This window comes from uncultured Campylobacter sp. (assembly GCF_938017705.1).
GTDB lineage: Bacteria > Campylobacterota > Campylobacteria > Campylobacterales > Campylobacteraceae > Campylobacter_B.
The window spans coordinates 1-1,046 of sequence record NZ_CALIIS010000079.1 but is presented as its reverse complement, the minus strand read 5'-3'; the positions used below and the strand labels follow the sequence as shown (position 1 = coordinate 1,046).

Annotated in this window: 1 pseudogene; it reads left to right on the top strand. The window is 48.6% G+C overall.

The annotated features are described in order from the left end of the window. Positions 1 to 1,046: pseudogene (locus Q0605_RS04035) on the top strand (LPS assembly protein LptD); the annotation flags it as partial.

The following is a 1,046-nucleotide window of genomic DNA, read 5'->3' as shown; positions in this document are numbered from 1 at the left end:
GCAGCGACAGCGAGTATTACCGTGTGGAGGGCTCCAGCGTATCTAGCTGCAATGTCACCGATCCCGATTGGCGTATTAAATTTAGCAGCGGCATGCTTAATAAAGAGAGCAAATTCCTCCATCTTTTTAATCCGAGATTTTATGTGGGTGACGTGCCGGTGCTCTATCTGCCGTATTTCGGCTTCCCGACCGATCGCACGCGCCGCACGGGCTTGCTGCCTCCAGAGGCCGGCTATATCAGCAGGGAAGGGATCTATTATAAGCAGCCGATCTATTTCGCGCCTTACGATAGCTGGGATTTTCAGCTCGATCCGCAGGTGCGCAGCAGAAGGGGCTTTGGCGTATACGGCACCTTTCGCTTCACGGAATCCCCGTACTCTTACGGAGAGATTAAAGGTGGAGTTTTCGATAACTTCTCACGGGCGCAAAAGCGGCTCGAATACAAAAACGAGCGCCACCACGGATTTGAAGTGCAATACGATCGTAGCAAGCTTGCAACCTATCTGCTAGACGGCGATCTGCGCGAAAATTTATGGATCGACTTTACTCAGCTAAACGACCTTGAATACTACGATCTGAAGGAAAAGGGAGGTCTTGGCAACGATGCGGATAATTCGCTCGTAACTTCACGGCTGAATTATTATTTGACCTCAGACGAGCACTATTTTGGCGCTTACGGACGCTACTACATCGATACAAGCAAGCTAAACGCCGATAATACCTTCCGCAACGAAGATACCGTCCAAGAGCTGCCGACGCTGCAATATCATAAATTTAGCAATGATTTGGGGCTGCCAAATTTGATCTATTCGCTTGATGCAAAAGCGCGTAATTACACCAGATGGGAAGGCGCGACTGCTCGCCAATACGAGTTTGACGTACCGATTAGTATAAGCACGCCACTACTGGCGGATTATTTAAATTTCGCCTTTACCGAGCGAGTGTATATGACTAATATCGATTGGCACGATAAATTCTACTACGCAAACGGAGATCTTGGCGAGGATAAAAGCACTTTCTACGCCAATCAATACACCGAGCTTTCG